At 40.8% G+C, this 17,844-nt stretch carries 19 protein-coding genes and 1 pseudogene; 13 read left to right on the top strand and 7 right to left on the bottom strand.

The features are described 5' to 3' along the window. Positions 1-269, bottom strand: a 269-nt coding sequence (locus G337_RS0100005; protein WP_028862043.1) for an IS3 family transposase, incomplete at its 3' end; no start/stop codon positions are given. 113 nt (positions 270-382) lie between these two features. After that, positions 383-556 (bottom strand): hypothetical protein, encoded by a 174-nt coding sequence (locus G337_RS28070; RefSeq protein WP_211235767.1) that lies wholly within the window; start codon positions 554-556, stop codon positions 383-385. 332 nt (positions 557-888) lie between these two features. On the opposite strand from G337_RS28070, the gene G337_RS0100015 reads away from it, so the two are divergent. From G337_RS0100015 to G337_RS0100030, 4 genes are all read left to right on the top strand, one after another. Beyond that, on the top strand, positions 889-1,692 hold the full coding sequence (locus G337_RS0100015; protein ID WP_084605248.1) for a substrate-binding periplasmic protein: 804 nt from the start codon (positions 889-891) through the stop codon (positions 1,690-1,692). Positions 1,693-1,824: 132 nt separating this feature from the next. After that, positions 1,825-1,962: a hypothetical protein gene (locus G337_RS28840; RefSeq protein ID WP_169719592.1), complete on the top strand. Its 138-nt coding sequence runs from the start codon at positions 1,825-1,827 to the stop codon at positions 1,960-1,962. Between the two features lie 86 nt (positions 1,963-2,048). Continuing rightward, on the top strand, positions 2,049-2,753 hold the full coding sequence (locus G337_RS0100025) for a class I SAM-dependent methyltransferase (RefSeq protein WP_028862045.1): 705 nt from the start codon (positions 2,049-2,051) through the stop codon (positions 2,751-2,753). 169 nt (positions 2,754-2,922) lie between these two features. Beyond that, positions 2,923-3,549 (top strand): D-Ala-D-Ala carboxypeptidase family metallohydrolase, encoded by a 627-nt coding sequence (locus tag G337_RS0100030; protein WP_028862046.1) that lies wholly within the window; start codon positions 2,923-2,925, stop codon positions 3,547-3,549. 70 nt (positions 3,550-3,619) lie between these two features. Here the strand turns inward: G337_RS0100030 and G337_RS0100035 are convergent, their stop codons facing one another. Then, positions 3,620-4,651: a trypsin-like serine protease gene (locus tag G337_RS0100035; protein ID WP_028862047.1), complete on the bottom strand. Its 1,032-nt coding sequence runs from the start codon at positions 4,649-4,651 to the stop codon at positions 3,620-3,622. Positions 4,652-5,108: 457 nt separating this feature from the next. Between G337_RS0100035 and G337_RS0100040 the strand changes: the two genes are divergently transcribed. From G337_RS0100040 to G337_RS0100055, 3 genes are all read left to right on the top strand, one after another. After that, positions 5,109-5,411, top strand: a complete 303-nt coding sequence (locus tag G337_RS0100040) for a hypothetical protein (protein ID WP_028862048.1) — start codon at positions 5,109-5,111, stop codon at positions 5,409-5,411. A gap of 355 nt (positions 5,412-5,766) precedes the next feature. Next, complete coding sequence (locus G337_RS0100050) at positions 5,767-6,318, top strand: PepSY domain-containing protein (RefSeq protein ID WP_028862050.1); 552 nt, start codon at positions 5,767-5,769, stop codon at positions 6,316-6,318. Between the two features lie 129 nt (positions 6,319-6,447). Next, on the top strand, positions 6,448-6,690 hold the full coding sequence (locus tag G337_RS0100055) for a hypothetical protein (RefSeq protein WP_157619144.1): 243 nt from the start codon (positions 6,448-6,450) through the stop codon (positions 6,688-6,690). Positions 6,691-6,732: 42 nt separating this feature from the next. Here G337_RS0100055 and G337_RS0100060 read toward each other — a convergent pair whose 3' ends face one another. Both G337_RS0100060 and G337_RS27455 read right to left on the bottom strand, forming a co-directional pair. Then, entirely contained in the window at positions 6,733-7,500 is a 768-nt protein-coding gene (locus G337_RS0100060; RefSeq protein WP_028862052.1) for a substrate-binding periplasmic protein, read from the bottom strand. Positions 7,501-7,542: 42 nt separating this feature from the next. Further along, positions 7,543-8,304, bottom strand: a complete 762-nt coding sequence (locus tag G337_RS27455) for a substrate-binding periplasmic protein (RefSeq protein ID WP_051302861.1) — start codon at positions 8,302-8,304, stop codon at positions 7,543-7,545. A gap of 333 nt (positions 8,305-8,637) precedes the next feature. Here G337_RS27455 and G337_RS28510 point away from each other — a divergent pair. Continuing rightward, positions 8,638-8,856, top strand: a pseudogene (locus G337_RS28510) (IS1595 family transposase); the annotation flags it as partial. Here the strand turns inward: G337_RS28510 and G337_RS27460 are convergent. After that, entirely contained in the window at positions 8,822-9,613 is a 792-nt protein-coding gene (locus tag G337_RS27460) for a substrate-binding periplasmic protein (protein ID WP_157619146.1), read from the bottom strand. The pseudogene G337_RS28510 and the gene G337_RS27460 overlap by 35 nt on opposite strands. A gap of 231 nt (positions 9,614-9,844) precedes the next feature. Here G337_RS27460 and G337_RS0100075 point away from each other — a divergent pair, with 231 nt between their 5' ends. The 4 genes from G337_RS0100075 (at position 9,845) to G337_RS0100095 (ending at position 14,846) form a co-directional block, all read left to right on the top strand. Then, positions 9,845-10,948, top strand: coding sequence for an ABC transporter substrate-binding protein (locus G337_RS0100075; RefSeq protein WP_028862054.1), 1,104 nt, complete (start codon positions 9,845-9,847; stop codon positions 10,946-10,948). Between the two features lie 350 nt (positions 10,949-11,298). Further along, entirely contained in the window at positions 11,299-13,206 is a 1,908-nt protein-coding gene (locus tag G337_RS0100080) for a methyl-accepting chemotaxis protein (RefSeq protein ID WP_211235768.1), read from the top strand. 366 nt (positions 13,207-13,572) lie between these two features. Then, positions 13,573-14,055 carry a PEP-CTERM sorting domain-containing protein gene (locus G337_RS0100090; RefSeq protein ID WP_028862056.1) on the top strand — a complete coding sequence of 161 codons (483 nt, stop codon included), beginning with the start codon at positions 13,573-13,575 and terminating at the stop codon, positions 14,053-14,055. 389 nt (positions 14,056-14,444) lie between these two features. Then, positions 14,445-14,846 carry a putative signal transducing protein gene (locus G337_RS0100095; protein ID WP_028862057.1) on the top strand — a complete coding sequence of 134 codons (402 nt, stop codon included), beginning with the start codon at positions 14,445-14,447 and terminating at the stop codon, positions 14,844-14,846. Between the two features lie 129 nt (positions 14,847-14,975). On the opposite strand, the gene G337_RS0100100 is transcribed toward G337_RS0100095, so the two are convergent. Next, positions 14,976-16,229 (bottom strand): mechanosensitive ion channel family protein, encoded by a 1,254-nt coding sequence (locus G337_RS0100100; protein WP_028862058.1) that lies wholly within the window; start codon positions 16,227-16,229, stop codon positions 14,976-14,978. 311 nt (positions 16,230-16,540) lie between these two features. Between G337_RS0100100 and G337_RS0100105 the strand changes: the two genes are divergently transcribed. Beyond that, entirely contained in the window at positions 16,541-17,833 is a 1,293-nt protein-coding gene (locus G337_RS0100105) for a M18 family aminopeptidase (RefSeq protein ID WP_028862059.1), read from the top strand. The last annotated feature ends 11 nt before the right edge of the window (positions 17,834-17,844 follow it).

The raw sequence follows: 17,844 nt of genomic DNA on the forward strand, positions 1-17,844 counted from the left end.
ACTTTGGCCAAAAAATCATTTTCCATCGTCAATTGCCCAATTTTAGCGTGCAGTTTGTCGACCTCGGCACTGTCATCTTTAGCGACTGAAGACTTCCCATCAAAAATTGAAGAGGCATTATTAAGTAACTCCTGCTTCCAGGTGGTAATTTGATTGGTGTGAAGATTAAATTGCTGTGCTAACTCAGATAAAGTTTTATCTCCCTTAGCAGCCGCTAATGCAACCTTAGCTTTAAATTCTGGTGAGTGGTTTCTACGTTTTCTAGTCATAATCTGCTCCAGCTGTGATGCTAGTTATTAAAACAGATTAATCACTTAAGATCGTGTCCGATTTTTGGGGACCATTTCTGTATTCATTCCCTGTGAATTTAGCTGTACCCGGTTTACTGCTTAGGCATAGCGGCTAAGATAACTTCGAATGCTTTAAGCGATATGGCATCATCTTCAGTACTGACCATCAGCTTTTTACCGCTCACCTTGCTATCCATAATCACCTTACAGTATGCCTGTCCCATCAACTTAGACAGGAACCCGACATTGTAGCCGTCCGAGAGCATGCCCTCAGCACCAAATACTTTACCAAGCGCAGCTCTGCCCGCAAAAGTGTGATAATTAATACGATAGTTTTAAGCTTCATTGATGCTCCCTGTTCAATAGACAGCATATTTAAAGCTGAGTATAGGAAGAGCAAAAACCCTTTACCGAAAAATGCTGGCGCTGTTTGTAATTTTATCAGAGCGGCAGCACCACAGCCGCTTGATCACTACACAACCTCTCCTAAACTCATGGTAGGGATTATATCTTTAATAAAACTGATTACATGAAAACTCATAGATACTTTTATCCTTTCTGAAAGCAGCTTTATGCAGATGGGCATTTAAGGAAGATTATGATGATCTTTAAAGAGCAGCAGGTATATCGAAAAAGCTTTATTAGAAAACTTGCAAAAGTAGCCTTTCTTGCTGCTTTATGGATGCAGCCTGTTAACTTATCTGAAGCTAAAGATATAAAGCTGTATACACATAATTTTTCGGGTCAAGTTAAATGTATTGACTGCATCTGTGAAGGAATTCCCCATAAAGGTAAAAGAGCCTTTTACGTTGAACTAGTCAATGCCATGATGAACCACCTAGATTATGACAAGACACTAAGGGAGGTTCATTTTCAAAGTGGATTGAAGGCGGTTCAATCCAAAGATAATATCGCTTTTTTTGCTGTTCAACGGACCCCGGAAAGAGAAGAAACGGTTCAGTGGGTGGGGCCTATATCGTCTGGTGAAGAATATTTTTATGAGTGGGCAGACCGACCTACCGGCATAAAGAAATTCGATGATGCAAAAAATCTGAAAGTGTGTGTCCTCACCGGGTCAGTTCATGACACACTGCTATCTAAAAAAGGTTTTACCCGGCTTAGCAGAAATCAACATTACTCAAAGTGCTTTAAGATGTTAAAGCGGGGGCGGGTAGACTTAGCTATTACATCTGATGATACAGTTGAAGATAAACTAATAGAGTTGAATATCCCATCAGGGGAAATTCGTCAAACGCCAGTCGCCGTTATTTCTGGGAATTACTATATCGCATTGTCCAATAATATAAAAAGCAGTGAGTTAAAAAAGTGGAACGATGCGCTGTATGAACTCAAGCAGTCTGGTGAATTTAATAAATTAGTAAAGCGCTATGTTCATAAGTAGGTTTACCCGGTAATGCCCCCTGACTTTCAGCTAGCTCCTGCGCGGTGCACTGCTGCAGATAATACCTTACCCTTACGGCGTATTTATGATACTGTTTTGTGAGATTTTCTTATCTTCAAAAAGGTGATCATCATGGGTACAGTTGCAGGTATATTAATCTTGGCATTCATCGCGTATTTGATAAAAAAGAACACCGGACTGCCATTACATCAGTGGCTTTCTAAGAAATATCAAGCGCACTTAGATGCGAAAAACAAGCGCAAAAACTAGAGCCAGCCGCGTTGATAATGCGCCGTTCACCTAGTTCCTACAGATCTTTATGTGCCAGAACTCTTTCGGAAAAAGTAAGTAAATATATGAAATCAGATATGTATTCAAAGCATGCGGAAAAATACGATTTAGCCGTGCAAGATAATATTTACAATGCTCATCTAGAAAGACCTTCATTACAGGCTATGCTGGATGATCTTAGCGGGCTTAATGTGCTGGATTTAGGGTGCGGAACAGGAATTTATGCTGAGTTCTTAATTGAACAGGGCGCAGCTGAAATAACCTGTCTCGATGCATCACAGCAGATGATAGAGATAGTTAACAGTAAGTTTGCTGACAGAGTATCGGCCTACCCGCAGGACTTATCAACCGGCCTTCCACGTGAAAAGTCGAATAGTGCTGATGTTATTATCTGCCCGCTGGTTGTTCATTATATTGAAGATCTGTCCGCGTTGTTCAAAGAAGTAAATCGGGTTCTGAAAGCGGGAGGATACATTGTATTTTCTACTCATCATCCATTCGCTGATTTTGAATGCTCACGTTCAGGTAACTACTTTGAACGTGAACTGGTAAATGAGGTGTGGGATACCGTTGGCGAGCCGGTTGAAGTTGTGTTTTACCGCCGCTCTTTAACTGAAATCATGGATGCGCTTACAACAAATGGTCTCGCGGTAACTCAATTATCTGAAGGCAGGGTTTCAGATAAAGTGCAGGAAATATCAATGGAACGCTACGATTATTTATCTAACAACCCTAATTTTATCTTTATTAAATGTCAGAAACTTTCTTAACAATCAAAACTTCAGGAACATAATAAATTATCACCTCTTTCCGACGCTCTGCGTTGGAAGGCATGTTTTCTACAGCGGCAGCTGCCTTACTTCACACAATCCCCTTCCAGCCAAGTCAAAATATGTATTCTATGATTAAAGCCAAACTTATTACGATCAGGAGTTCGTTATGAAATACTTATTCATTTTGGCTTCCATCTTTTTTTCATTTAACCTCTATGCCGACAACATATCTAAACTTTATGAAGATAAAGAAAAACTGCAGTACGACGATTTAGTGGTTGATATCAAAGGTTATAAAGTACCTACTCGCGCAGCCTTTAAAGGCTGGGTTTTATTAAATCACGCCGAAGATAAAGTTAAAGGAATTGCTGATTATTTTCGTGCGGAAGGTATTGAAGTAAGCATGCCCCTGTATTTAATTTTACTGCAGGGGACAGACTGGGTAATGAATAACACCTCATTATTTACCCTGCCGAACAAGAAACACTTACCCGATATGGTTAATACCATAAAATTTATACAGCAGTATATTGAGCCGGAAATCGGTATTGTTATTCCTGTTTCCGGTGAGCGCAGCTCTGCTTTCAATAAAAGTGCAGGAGGAGCCACACTTAGTAAACACCTCACTTTTTGTGCGTTAGATATGGTGCCGCTGCAGGATGTCAGCCGCCCGGAATTACATAAAAAACTCAAAGCAATACATAAAAAATACGGTGCTGAATATAAGGTCGGGCTGGGGTTATATTCTGGAGTGCGTTTTCATATTGATACCTGCGGGTATCGCGCCTGGTAGCTGCTCCGATTTATTATAACAAACAACCGGACTGCAAAATCAGCCTCCGACTCTGCCGGAGGCCGGTTAACTAATCTTTAAAAATTCGTTTTCTGCGTAAAGAAACAACTGCGAATAAAGCCAGCATGCCGGCAGTACTCATTGCCCCCGCAAAAAGCTTGATGCCTCCTTCGTCCTCATCCTCGTCTTCACCATCGCTTCCGCCTTTATTAATGGTGATAAACTCGTCATCAGAAAGGTGTAAAGTCCCCTCTTCACCTGTACTGGTTATTGAATAGGTGCAAGTATCAAACCCATCAAGCGAACCGTCATCACAAGTGCTTGATTCTAAATTAATCTCGGCATCCCCGCTGGTATAAGCCTCGGCGGTTACGCCATTTAAATGCAGGCTCTGCAGAGTGATCACCGTAGAACTGCTGGTATTAACCAGCGTGGGGTAATGCCAGCCGTCTATCGTTTCCAGTATCCAGCTCTGTGTGTCAGTATGATCAATACGTCCGCTCATAGAGCCGCTCACTGAGCCGCTGTCGCACTCATAGCTATTAGCATTGTTCTCACTATATACAGCTACAATCTGGTTACTGCTGTTTAAGCTGGCAGCTCCCTTATCACCGGAGGTAGTTGTTCCGTCACAGGTATTTTTCAAATCAAGACGCTGCTCGAAACCACTTTCAATATCCAAGGCTTCAAAACCACCGGATACCAGCTCTTCAGAGCCGTATCCCCAGATACTTATCCGGTCTGACAGCTCAACAGTGTCTAGTGAAAAGAGAGAAATTTCATTAATCTGCGGTACACTCTCTAATTCCCAAAGTGCCATATCAAATCCGTCACTATTATGCAGAGGGTGATTAACAAAACGGCTCCTTTTGATCTCCTGCTCATCCCAGGTTTCGATGCTGCCGTTGGAACTGCTGCTGGAAGTGCATTGCTCTGCAGTTAAAACCCAGCGTCCGCCAATAATAGTGCTGGAACAGGTGCCTTGATCTGCCGTTGCTTTTACAAACTGCGGGTAGTCCTGTTCAGATTTAGCTTCTCCGTCTTCAACAGCTAAAACAGGCTGAGCTATTAACAAAGCGCTTAATAATAATTTTTTCTGCATGATACCTCACTTACTTAAAGAAAAGGCCTCCTGCCTAAAACAATTATGATCACTTTATTTTTAATAAAGTGTTTTATTAGAGCATATTCAGGTGAATATGAACAACTGAATTTCACATAAGCCGTCTGCAGACAGACCAGGGCAAAACACACAGAAACATAACCAACATGGTAATAACAGCAGATTAACAAAAACAACACAACAACAACAAACAATAGCGCACCGAAACAGTGCGTTATAACAAAACAAAAGCACCGATTTCCCCTGGTCAAAATTAATTGAGATCAATTACTTAAGAACAAATAAGAACATCAGCCCTTTATCTGCATGCAATTAATCTGCTATAGAAATCCAATAATCCATTGAATCTCGAGCAAAGATAAATTAGTGTGTGGTTTTTAAAAAAGCCGGCTGAAAATAAGCAGTTTGACAGCCTAGTTATATGTAAGGAAAATTTATGTACACAATAATGTATCAGTGGGAAGTTCACTCTCATAAATGCGATGATTTTTTAAATGCATGGGAAGTTGTAACCGAACATTATATGGAAAATCATAATGCTTTGGGCTCTAGGCTGCATAAAGCCGGTGAAAATTATTTTGTTGCCTATTCACAGTGGCAGAATAAAGAAGCGAGAGACTCTGCTTTTTCTAAAGAGGACGCGCCGCAGGAAGCAATAACAGCAATGGAAGAGTCAATAATAAAAACGCATCGCGCCATTGAAATGGATGTTCTATCCGACAAGTTAGTGAACACTTAGTATCAACTTACAGCGCAAAACTGTAATCTCAAACAATAACAGCACTGCTCTGCAATTCGAGCGATTATTATCTCTTATTCAGCTTTCAGCCAATCGCATTTCACAGCAGCCACACCTAAAGGAAAAGGCAGGAATAACATCTTGCCTTTGACTATATAATACCAATCTAAATAAATAGCTATTCAGCCTTTTCATTTTTACTACATTACCAGCACAGTAAAACAGCCTCGAAATTATCAATTCCAATTTTTCAGCACTCAAAATAACAACATGAACTTTTGGTAATGTTTTGTCCATCTTCCGGCTAAGGTGCTTTGCTAAACTTCCCCCATCATTTAAACACAGGGGCACCAGTATGAAATTTATTAAGCGCATTATTTTTTCCAGCAGCTTAACGCTTATCTCTTTTATGACAACAGCAAATAATGACGGACTGTCTGAATTAGCTTTAAAACGGGCCGATTTTTCACTAGAGCAGACGGTGGAAAAAGTAACAAATAGTTTTCCAGGTAAAATAACAGAACTGAAACTGGATGATTACAATCATCAATCTGTCTTTGAAGTTGAAGTCATTAATGAGCAGGAACAGATAAAACATGAACTTAAGTTTAGTACTGCTGACGGACGCTTGTTAAAGGATGAAAGAACCAGTTTAACTACTGCAGGTTTCAGTTCGTTAGATGATAAAGATCATCTTATGCTTAGCCAGTTAGATAACTCTAAATTTAATCTGCAGGCAAGTATTAACAGTGTGCAGAAAAAATACGGCTCCAGCATCATTGAACTGGAATTAGAAAATAAAAAAGGCATAACTTTTTACCAAGTCGAACTTTTGAATGATAAAGAACTGATTATTGATGTTGTTACCGGTGAAACCGTTTTGCTCTCAAACAATTACCGCGATTAACGAAGCCCTTAAACAGCGAGTCTAACTCGGTTAATTCAGCTATTTTGTATGGTCTGCAGCGGGATTTATAAGGACATTTTCAGACCATATAAAAAGTGTATTTTAAACGACAGTTACATGGAAAAAATTATGAAATATAAAAAATCAGCATCAAATGTACTTTGGGGTGTTTTGGCTTTAATGCGTTTAATGGTTTTTAGCTTTATTACTTTTATCTCTTTTATTTTTATCAGCTTAATGTCTTTTGTTTTAATGGGTCTAATGCTTGTTACTGCATGTTTCCAAAAAATTGAAAGCTTTAATAAAACAAAAAAGAGGCACCAGCAAAAAACTGAAACCAAGTTATTAGAGTTAAAAGATGATAAACCATAAGCAGGCAGACCGAAACTATTAGCTGCAGGGTGAATTTTGTTTTTATTCAACAATAAAATTGTTGTCAGAGGTAAAATCATCCATTGTATACTTTGATAGTATTTTATTTATATAACCCTTGTTTTTAATTTCAGATACAGCTTTTATAAACCGGACTGCAGTCTTTTCATCGGTAAACTGCTTTGATAAGCCGATATAATAGTTAATACTCTTGTGTGTGCTGGTGTACTTTATATTGGACAGCCCAAGCTTATAAATCAGAGCTTGACCAACAATTCTATTGGAATAAACCGCATCAAGTTTTCCTGCAGCCAGCTCTAAAAATGAGAACTCATCATGCGGGAACATCACAACGGTAAATCTATTGCTTTTATTAAGCCCCATTAGAGATTTTGCGGTATTCGACGGTCCGTATACACCAATACGAAGTCCGTCGATATCAGACTCGTAGCTGAATGAAGATCGCTTATCTCCCTTTACAAAAAAACCATACTCCGACTTCATAACAGGCGCTGAAAAATGCAGAAGCTTTTCTCTCTGGCTGTTTCTTCCTATAAGAAATAAACCGTCAGTCAAACCAGAGTAAACTCGACTCTGAGCTTTAGGCCAGTCAAGGACATAGATTTCACACTTAATATTCGCCTGATCACAGGCGGCATTCACAACTTCAACTGCCGGCCCTGCGGGTTTGTGGCCGATTTCATAACTGAATGGAGCAAAATGTTGTGTCACAAAGGTTAACTTATCACCGTATACGGCAAAAGAAAAAAACCAAGCGACCAGATAATAGTATGTTGTTTTCAATTTCATTATTACTCATCCTTTAACCTTATTAACATCCCGCGCACTTAACTAGTTGTTGTCCGGTTCGCGATCAAATATCGTGTAGCTGGACAGTATATTGTCAATAATACCTTCATTGAGCATATGTGAAATTGTATCCATGTAATCAGCTGCCGCATCCGGCGTGGTGTTAACCTTAGATAACCCTATATAATATTTGACGTCTAAGTGCTTCCTGTAATAGTTAATATTAGTTAAGCCCAGTTTTGCTATCAGCGCTTTACCAACAAGTCGATTGGAATACACCGCATCTACCCTGCCTGCTGACAATTTTTTAAATGGAAACTCATCATGCGGCGTAATATCCAGTTTAACTCCACTTACGCCTCTTGTTAGTTCCCTTAATGTTCTAGAGGTGTTTGAGGGGCCGTAAACAGCAATAACAAGTCCGGTTAAATCCTGTCTGTCAGCAAAATTGAAACTACTGCTGTCACGGGCAAAGAATCCATACTCGGTATGCATTACCGGTTCGGAGAAATAGAGCTGCGTCTCTCTTTCTTTACTCCAGCCTATAGGGAAAAAGCCGTTAATAACTCCCTGACTTACATATTTCTGTGCCCGGGGCCAGGGTAAAACGGTTACGCTGCACTTAATGCCGGCAAGCTCACATGCGGACTTCACAATTTCAACCGCAGGACCATGAGCCGCACCACCTACTTCATAGGAGAACGGGGAAAATTCCTGCGTTGCAAAGCTTAACTCTTTAATATCAGCAGCTGAAGAAGGAAGCGATAATGCACCGGCTAAGAGGCATACAGCGGCTCTGAACATATTTAACCTCCTCTATTAGTGCTGCATCTATTTTACTTAGCACTGCTTTTAAACGGTTTGTATTAAAGTATAGGAAGAATAAAAGCCCTTTACCCCAAAAAATTTATTTGAACAGGATGCTTCATCTCATTATGCTCCGGCTGCGCAGCTACGTTTATTCACAGTAAGAAGGCTTGCCCCCCAGATTTCATAACTCTTATCAATTTTCCTGCTTGACTAAATGCACAGTGTAACTAAAGAGCCAGCAAGAATGGAAATATACGTTAACAGCACGCAGACAGGATATAAATATGGAATATACACAAGGTGGCCGGTTTGGCAGAATAACAAAACATAAAGCCAAGTGAGTTGGTTGATGGATGACTCCCATGGGGGCATATATACCCGTTACCAATCAAAATGCATTTATCAGGGCAATACTTGCAAGAATACCCTGCTGAATTTTGTTATCGCTTCAATCGAAGAAAAGTGGAAAGAGAAATCCCTCCGCCCTCTTTGTTTTTGAGGTATAATCCAATCAAGGTTTTCCTCCCAGTAGCGAGCCTAATTTAACGATACCTGAATTTATTGTTAAGTAAAAACGAGTCTGACACAGGGGGGCTGAACAATTTATTACTTCTTGCGGTTCTAGCAACTTTTTCAATATGGCTATGCGTTTAATGGTTTCTTTATTATTTTTTAACGCGATTACCAGCTCTTTCTCCATAATTACTTTAACGATTTCAATGTTGGATATGCCCTCATCTTCTGCTAAGTAGAACATTACATCGGGGTCTGTTATTGCAGCATCAGTACGTCCTTTAGCGAGCTTTCTCAATAGTAATAATTCATTCATTGCCATTTCCACATTCTCAGAGTGTTTTATCGACATATCAAAAACCGCCTTAGGATAGGTATAAGTACTCACAAGACCAATCCTATTTTTTTCAAAAAGTTTATCAATACTATCAAACGTTATGTTCCCTTCCGTTCTCTTCATCACGGCGATTTGAGACAAATCAATTGGTGGTGATGCAGTAAAACCATCATATACCTCTTCAGGCCAAGCCGGAAAATAGCCTACATACCCCTTTTCTTGTGCTTTTGCTTGAGCTCTTTTCCAGGGATAGAACTCAACAATAAGTCTAATATCAGCTTTCTTTAGAAGCTCCCTTAGCTTTTGAATGGAGTTGCCTTGATGTACCATTTCAGCTCCTGAATATGGCACCCAGTTTAATGACGTGATTTTCCATGTTTCATTTGCTTCTACCTGTACTAACAGCGTAAACGCAATGATTACCGTTATAATAAAACATTTTATAGTGACCATACATATATCTCACTATTTTAAAAGTGAGATATAAGTATGGTATTACCTATCATTTTTTCAAGGCCACTATTTAATCTTAATCCGGTTTTTAAATGATATGCGGCTTGCCCTACGGGGGCTCACTCGGGGTAAAAATCACCCCACATTGGCAAGGGAGAAACATGAAGATAGACTAGCTTAATAAATTTACTATAGTGGTATTACCATCGTTATTAAACATAGGAGGTAACCATGGCAATTCTATCCTCTAATATTAAATTATTATCTATCTGTTTATGCTCTTTTCTCCTGTTGCCTCTGGCGGCTAATGCTGAACTCACGTTAAGAATGTTAACTTGGGAAGGCTATTCTCCAGAGCCCCAGGTTAAAGTATTTGAACAAGCAATGACCGACAAATACGGTGAAAAAGTCAGTCTAAAAATCACCTATATCTCTTCTGCCGACGAGTACTTTACAAATTTAAGGAAAGGCAAAGTAGATATTATTGTACCCAGCCATAATATTATCCTTGATGAGCGTTATAAGCTGGTTAGCAAGAAACTGTTAATCCCTATTGATTTAAAAAATATCCCCAATTACAGTAAAATTATTCCCAGCTTACAAAAGGCTGATTATGCAGTCAAAGACGGCAAGCTTTATTCTGTACCACTAGTGCACGGGCCTTACGGACTTGCTTATAACTCAGAAAAAGTGTCGCCTCCTGACTCATGGAATGTATTGTGGGATAAGCAATATAAAGGAAAGTACACACTTAGCTCCGACTACACGGAAGTGAATATTTATGTGGCGGCACTTTCTCTAGGCATAGACAAAAATGATATTGCTAATGTCAAACGCCTAAGCCAGCCGGATGTACAACAGAAGCTCAACCAGTTAGTCGCCAATGCCAGCCATATGTGGGAAGGTGTCGATGCGGCTGAGGATTTAGAAAATAACCTGCTCGGTGCTGCCTGGGGGTTTTCCTTTCCCGATCTAGCCCAAAAAGGTCAGCGCTGGGTAATGGCTGAACCAAAAGAAGGGACTACAGGCTGGGTTGACGGACATTCATTAAGCAAAACGCTTAGCAGTAAACCTAAGCTGAAAGAGATTGCAGAAGCCTGGATAAATTACAGTATTAGTGACGATTTTCAACTTGATGTTATTGTTCATGGAATCGGCAGTGCGCCAGTTAATACTGCGGTAAAAAAACTTATGACGAAAGAAGAAATCGCCGCCTTTCATATGGATGATCCTGATTATTTCAAAAATAACCGTATTCTATGGCCGACACTAGAAGTGCGGCAGAGAAACTTATTGAACCAGCTATGGGAAAAAGCGTTAAAAGCAAGCAAATAGAAAAGACTGGGTCAGCCAAGTACAACTTGGCTGACACCGCCTTTCATATCCCATCAACATAAAACAGCTACTTTGCGTCTAACGACTCATTTCTTAACAGACCATTGCCTGCACACAAAACACAACTACAGACAGCAAATAAAAATCACACACAGAGCATTTCCATTCATCTTCTCTCCTCATATTTGCTCAATAAACATACACACAAGGCAGACCATTACTGACCTCCATCTTGTTTTTATGTTTAATTTACAATTCTTATAAAATAGTTGAAGCTCATCACTGAGCTTATTGTGAAAATATTATAAAACACAAAACACATTAGCATTGAGATACAGGGAAAATTAATCATGAAATCACTCGGATTTAAAAAAACAATAATTATCTCCATCATCGCATTAGTGACACTGTGTTTATTAACCTCCAACTGGATTGCATATGTCAATCTCAGGGACAACACTATTGAGAATGTTAGAGAACACTCAAAAACGATTGTTAATTTTGAAGCAGGTAGAATTGAAACATGGTTTCAAAGTAAAGTTACTGTTATAGACTCCCTGGCCGAGCGTTACCAGGGCCGAACATATAATACTGATTATGTAGAAATTGCTCGATTGTCCAAAAGTATTGGTGAAATCAGCGCGGTCTATTTTGGTCTTAAAGACGGCAGTATGCATGGAACAGCAGCGGGAGATATCTGGACAAACGGTGTTGCGGATCCTGATAAATATGATCCGCGCACTCGTCCCTGGTACCAGATGGCAAAAGCAGCAGATACGCCGATTGTTACCGATGCTTATATAGACTCTGTAACTAAACAGCCGGTTGTCTCTGTAGCAAAAAGCTTCGGTGAGGGGGTCGCACTAGCAGATGTGTCATTATCAATTTTATCGCAGACTGTAAAAAATATTGATTTTCCAGGTGCTGCAGCTGTCATTACCGACGGAGCAGGAAAATCATTAGCTTCCAACTCAAGCGCACTGAAGGTAGGCACTAAACTGACAGATATCGGTATGATCGATATACAGAATGCAATGATCTCCCAGGACGAAAGCTCAATAGCCTACGCAATTAACGGCGTTGAAAAACTTGCATTCACTAAAGCAATACCATTGATTAACGGCAAGAAGTGGTACTTGGTTATCGGAATTAATAAATCCATTGCTTATGCGGAAGTTGACCAGGCGTTAACGGATGCAGTTATCGCCTCCCTGGTTATGCTGGTCATTGCGGCAGCTCTTGTTATTGCCGTCTTAAATATTCTGTATCGTCCAATACTTACACTGAAAGCAATGATAGTGGATTTATCCAAAGGCCACGGCGATCTCACTCGTCGGCTGCCTGTGACCAGCAATGATGACTTGGGGCAGATATCAGAAGGTATAAACCGCTTTATCGAGAATCTGCAGTCTTTGATGCAGGAAGTCTCGCAGACCTCAGGGGACATCTCCAGCAGTGTTGATCAGCTTAAGCAGCAGACAGATGCAAATAACCAGGTATTAACAGCTCACTCAATGGAAACAGAACAGGTTGTTTCTGCTATTGAGGAGATGAGTGCTACCGCAAGCGATGTCGCCGGTAATGCCTCTGAAGCATCCCGATATACTCACGATACCAACTCACAGGTGAGCGACTCGCGTAATGTTGTTACGGAAGCAACAACTACAGTATCTCAACTCGCAGATGATGTTGAGAATACAGCTGTCAGTATTGAAGATATCGGCAAAGATTCTCAAGAGATCACCAGTGTACTCAATGTGATTGGTTCAATTGCAGAACAGACCAATCTACTGGCATTAAATGCCGCCATAGAAGCGGCCCGGGCTGGAGAGCAGGGACGAGGGTTTGCAGTCGTTGCCGATGAAGTAAGAGCGCTGGCCGCCAGAACACAGAGCAGCACGGCAGAAATTGAACAAACACTGAATAAACTGCTTAGCGGTTCAAAAACGGCAATTGATGCCATGAATGCCACAAAATCAACCTGTGAGAGAACCACTCAAAACACTTCACTGGTAGCAGCAGATCTGGATAATATTGCGATTTCAGTCACTAATATTAACGATTTAAATACCTTGATTGCCACAGCCGCAGAACAGCAGAGTTCTGTTGCTGAAGATATTACCCGTAATATGAGCGCAATTCGAGATATTGTCGGTGAATTAACCATTAACGGACAGTCTACCGCCACCGAGACTATTAACCTTTCAGCTGCTAACAGCCAGCTAAAATCAGTGGTTAGTAAATTTAAACTGCATTAATCAAAAACATGGAATCAGGTTTTGTCTTTTGCTCTTTTGAGCACAGGACAAGACCGGATAACCAGTATCTCTTTCTTTCCTCCGGCGGCCAAGCATCACAACACTCTTATCATATCTATTAATAAATATTTCTCTTTTAAGCAGCATTGCCTCTCCCGTTATATATAAACAGCCTCATCAGGATGCAAAATTAAACCTTTTTAATCTGATGCATCAGCCACAAGTTGTCAGCTTTTTTTACACTTTGAATTAATGTCATAAGAAAATTGATTTAAAGTTCTTTAAAAACAACAACATAACGTTGTGGAATAAAAAATGCAATAGATAGTCATAAGTATGTGTTTTTTTTAGAGAAAGGAGGCAAAAATGAAAAAAATTATTTTAGCAGCCGTACTTGCAGCGGCATCCCTTAATCTGCAGGCAGTCCCTCTTTTTGTAGGCTCTTATCAAGTTAACGACGGTCCTTGGTGGACTACCAATCCGGATGTCTACTCAGCAACTGAAGCTGCGGCACTTATTTTTGGAGGATCTGATACTGATTACTTTATCTCTATCATTGACTCACTTGATTATACCACTATCACTCATACCGGCTGGTATGACGGCTGGGGTGAACATTCAGGCATGGAGTTTGATGAAAACTACTCTCTCGATGTCGGCAATGACGGCTATCAATTTCCGAGTGCTACAAATAGTGCACGTTCTGCCTATGTTCATGATGGATTAAATGACAGTTTTGTAAACTACGTTTGGACTTCTGATGTGAATGTGCCGGAGCCTGCAGGCATTGCACTACTTGGTCTAGGTTTGCTGGGAGTTGGGTTTTCAATAAGAAAAAGAAAAGCATAAATAACAACTTTTATGCTTAGCAAAAGCCTCTGTTCAATAAATATCCCTAACCCTGTTTAAGGTTAGGGATTTTTTGCTTCATAAAAAGACTACTGGTTTGACTATATATAGCGGCAAGATTATATGCTGTCGATTTGTTTTACAAAGAAATAGGATAAATATACATAGCGCCCCCTCTCGCCTGCACTAGCACAAAAATATTTCAATAAACCTAAAGTTCATAAGAATTTAATCAGCGGCCTCAGTTACATTTGTCGATTCACGATTCTGCTATAAATATTCACAATCTATTGAGTGGATTTAGTATTCTTATTATTGTATTGCTTACATGTAAGCAGGAAATTGTGTCTCTGCAGCGCGTATCAGCGGCTGCGTTTCAGGAGAGAATCATGAGTAAATCAGTAGTTGCGGCAAAGTTTTCATTTCCTCTTGATGCAAACATTGCAAAAGCAAATTTAGAGAGTGCCGGCATTCCTTCATTCATTGCTGATGAGCACACTGTAAACATGCAGTGGTTATATTCAGATGCAATGGGGGGAGTGAGATTATTTGTCCCTGAAGAATATCTGCAGGACGCAAGAAAAATTCTAAGTGAAGACTTTTCTGCTGCTGTTGATTCTCTATGTCACTCTCAACCAGAAAGCTGCCCTCATTGTGGTTCTCAAAACGTAGAGCCCCATACCAAAGGGAAAAGACCGGCATTTTTAATTTTTATCCTTGCCGGGTTTCCATTGTTTTTTTATCAGCATGGACTTAAGTGTTCGCAGTGCGGGTACTTCTGGAAAACATAAAAACGCCAATGAGGCCCTATCTCAGTGCATTACACATAGTCAAATCACCCCATTCTCCCGAAAGAATAAGATACACAAAATCACTCTTATCAATACAAAAGTATTATCAAATGACTCAGCCTAAAGGCTTTACCCCTGCAGACTGCGGATATCCGCTCCGGTTGGTCTTTGATACACTTTTAAGCCGAACGTAGGCAGAACAGCAAAGATATGATCGAAAATATCGGCCTGAATATCTTCATAAAATGCCCAGCGCGTATCATTGGCAAAGATATAAATCTCAATCGGCACGCCTGACTCTGTCGGCGCTAACTGACGCACCATTAATGTCATCTCTTTATGGAGCTTATCGTGCTGACGCAGATACTCCAGCATATAAGCTCTAAACGTGCCGATATTAGTAAGGTTACGGCTGTTAACCAGCATATCAGCGTCGCTCACCTGCGCATTAAACAGATCGATTTCCTGTGACTTTTCAGCAAAATAAGCTTTAAGGTAATTGATCTTGCTTAAGCGCTCTTGATCCTCTGCAGTTAAAAAACCTATTGTTTGAATATCAATCTGTACCGAGCGTTTAATACGGCGCCCGCCTGATTCCGACATGCCCCGCCAGTTTTTAAAGGCATCTGACACTAATGCGTATGCGGGGATCATGGTAATGGTTTTATCCCAGTTCCGCACCTTAACCGTAGTCAACGACACCTCTTCCACGGTGCCGTCTGCACCGTATTTATCCATCTGAATCCAGTCATCCGTGCTCACCATGCGGTTTGCAGCTAGTTGAATACCAGCCACAAAACCAAGGATCGTGTCTCTAAATACCAGCATAACCAAACCGGTCGCGACACCCAAACCACTCAGGAAATACACAGGAGACTGATCGGCAAGTACTGAAATCGAGATAATGATAGCGACAAAGAACATAAACAGCTTAAACAACTGTACGAAGCTCTTAATCGGCAGACGGCGGCTTACCAGGTTGACATCAGCAATTTCATTGGCGGCATCAAGCGCGCTGTATACTGCTCGCACAAACAGAACAATAATACTCACATCCAGCACGCGATCCGCCAGGCTGCTGGTTAACGGGTGCTCTGTTAATGCTAAAGGAACAAGGATGTTGAGAATCAAAGCCGGCACTAACTTAGCAAACTTCTCCAGCACCCGATAGCGCATAAATATGTCGTCCCAGGTCACTTTAGAACGCAGGATAACAATATTCATGGTGCTGACCACACCGCGTTTAACCAGATAATGACCGATAAAAGCAACGATAAAACAAGCCAAAACCATTACACTGGTCGACACACCATCGGCAGGCTGACTGTCAATACCGACACCAGCCAGCCATTGTGAAATAAATGCGCGTAATTCTTGATCCAAAATATTTATCTCCAGATATTCAAAACGGATTTAATGCCGGGCTCGGCTTTAAAAGCTAGTCATTCGCTAACCATATATTGTTATCATAAAACAAATCAAGATAAGAACATGTTATTAGAAGATGTTTATCATCTGTGTCTATTGCAGAACAAGTGAACATGACAAAGGTCCCTGGATAATGGATATCCCGAACTATTTACCTGGATAATTACTGCGGCTGGCTATTTGATTAATTGAGATCGCGAGCTGTCACTGCATGATTTTCCCGCATCCCTATTGCTGTTAATATAGGTGCATAACTAGGAGATAAAATGAATAACAAAGCAAACATATTAGCCAAAGATCTGATCACTTTTATAGACAGCAGCCCAGTGTCATACTTTGCAGCATCCAATATTATCAAAGAGCTGGAAAACAGTGGCTACCGCAGCCTTAATGAAGGTGATAAGTGGAAGCTTGAGGCAGGTCAGAAATATTACCTGCAGAGAAACAACAGCGCTGTTATCGCTTTTCAGCTCGGCAGTGAAAAACCATGGCAGAGCGGATTTAATATCGCCGGTGCGCATACCGACAGCCCGCATTTAAAACTTAAAAACGAGTCTCTGACTAAATCAGCGGGATGCTTAAAGGTCAGTGTTGAAACTTACGGTGGCGGCATTAACAGTACCTGGCTTGACAGGGATCTCTCCTTAGCCGGCCGGATCTCAATTAACACAGAAAACGGGGTACAGAACCGCTTAGTTGACTTTAAAAGAGCGGTCGGTTTTATACCCAATCTGGCTATTCACCTTAACCGAGAAGCAAACGCCGGTTTTGAATACAACAAACAGACCCACCTGCCGGTTATCCTTTTCGGCAGCGATAAAGAGATAGACGAAAAAAACTATTTAAAAGAGCTTGTCGCAGTGGAAGCCGGTGTAAATGCTGACTCTATACTGGAAATGGATCTGTTTTTCTATGATACCCAGAAAGGCGCAGTTATCGGCCTGGATCAGGATATGATCGCCGTCGGCCGTTTGGATAATCTGGCCATGTGCCACTGTATTTATAAAAGTCTGACCGCAGCAGATAATCCGCAGCAGACCAATATCGGCGTATTTTTTGACAATGAAGAGATCGGCAGCCGAACCATGATGGGCGCAGATTCAAACTTCTTAAACTCATTATTAGAGCGCATAATTTTCGCGCTGGGCGGCGACTTAGAAGACAGCCTAAGAGCAAAACATCACAGCTTCTTAATAAGTGCAGACGGTGCACACGCCCTGCATCCTAACTTTACCGACAAACATGATAAATCCTATGCACCGCTGCTGAACCAGGGACCGGTTATTAAAATGAGCGCTAACTTCAGATATGCCACAACAGCAGAAACTGCCGGCCGGTTTATTAACTTATGTAATAAAGCAGATGTGCCCTACCAGAAAATGGCCAACCGCTCAGATCTACCGTCGGGCAGTACTATAGGACCAACATCCTCTGCATCTCTAGGCATAAATACGATTGATGTCGGTAACCCTATGTTTGCCATGCACAGTATTCGTGAAAGTCAGGGCACCTTGGATCACTACTACATGACCAAAGTTATCAGCGAGTTTTATAAGTAATATAAAAGCGC

The organism is Psychromonas aquimarina ATCC BAA-1526 (genome assembly GCF_000428725.1).
Classification (GTDB): domain Bacteria; phylum Pseudomonadota; class Gammaproteobacteria; order Enterobacterales; family Psychromonadaceae; genus Psychromonas; species Psychromonas aquimarina.